The organism is Lysobacter enzymogenes (assembly GCF_017168095.1).
Taxonomy (GTDB): Bacteria; Pseudomonadota; Gammaproteobacteria; order Xanthomonadales; family Xanthomonadaceae; genus Lysobacter; species Lysobacter enzymogenes_D.
In genome coordinates this window covers 1-1,002 of the sequence record NZ_LXSD01000021.1, presented here as the reverse complement: position 1 = coordinate 1,002, position 1,002 = coordinate 1, and the positions used below count along the sequence as shown (strand labels likewise).

At 75.4% G+C, this 1,002-nt stretch carries 1 pseudogene; it reads right to left on the bottom strand.

Going from position 1 to position 1,002, the window contains the following annotated elements:
• Positions 1 to 696: pseudogene (locus tag A7A76_RS00505) on the bottom strand (virulence factor family protein); the annotation flags it as partial.
• Positions 697 to 1,002: the final 306 nt, after the last annotated feature.

Below are 1,002 nucleotides of genomic sequence, written 5' to 3'. Positions count from 1 at the left end.
CTGCGGCACCGCCTGGGCGAAGGCCTCGGCCTGCGCCGGCGCGCACGCGGCCTTGCCGCCGGCGGGCGCGGCCAGCAGCCACGGCACCTGCAGCGGCTGCGGCTGCAACTGCGCGCGCTTGCCTTCGACCTGCAGCGCGAGCGAACCGCTGGGACACAGCGCCCGCGCCGCGCGCAGGCTCGGGCAGAAACCCACCGTCGCCGCGCCGGCGAACAAGCCCGCATTGCCCTGCGCCGCGATCGCGTAGGCGAACGCCGCGCCTTCGCCATCGCCGACCAGCAGCGGCAGGTGATAGGTCGGCAAGCGGTAATACGCCTGCACGTAGCGGGAGAAATTCTCGACGTCGCCGGAGGAGAAGTTGCACTGGCCGCCGTCCTTGCGCAGCACCGCTTCCAGCGCGGCCAGATCGACCGTCGCCACCATCGCGCCGTCGGCCGCCAGCGCGTCGATGCGGGCCTTGCGCGCGGCGGCGTCCTGGCCATCGGCGAACCACAGCACGAAGCGCTTGACCTCGCCCTGCGGCATCCGCACCGGCGTGCGCACGAAGCGGCCGTGGGTGATTTCGCCGGCGGCCGCGGTGGCGGCCGCGGCCGGCGTCGCGGGCTTGGCGGCGGCGGTGGCCGCAGACGCGGGCGCGGCGAACGCCGCGCACAAGCCGGCGGCGAGAACGGTCGGGACGATAAGCGGCGCGCGCATGGGGATCTCCTGGGTGCGCCACCTTATACCGGCGCCGCTGTCGAGAGAATGCGTCGGCGCCGCGCTCGGCGCGCCTGTGCGCTCATCGCTCGGCGGATCGCGCCAAGCCAAGCGGCGGCCGCCATCACCGCCGCAGCCGGCGACGTTTATGATCGAGCGGCCCGACCGGGCGCGCAGATCACGCAAGGAGCCCGCCCCATGCCACGCACGGCCGTCCTCGTTCTCGCCGCAACGCTCATCGCCGCGCTCGCGCCGCCCGCCGCGCATGCCGCGCCCGCGCAGCCCGACGCCGTCGCCGCGCCGCCG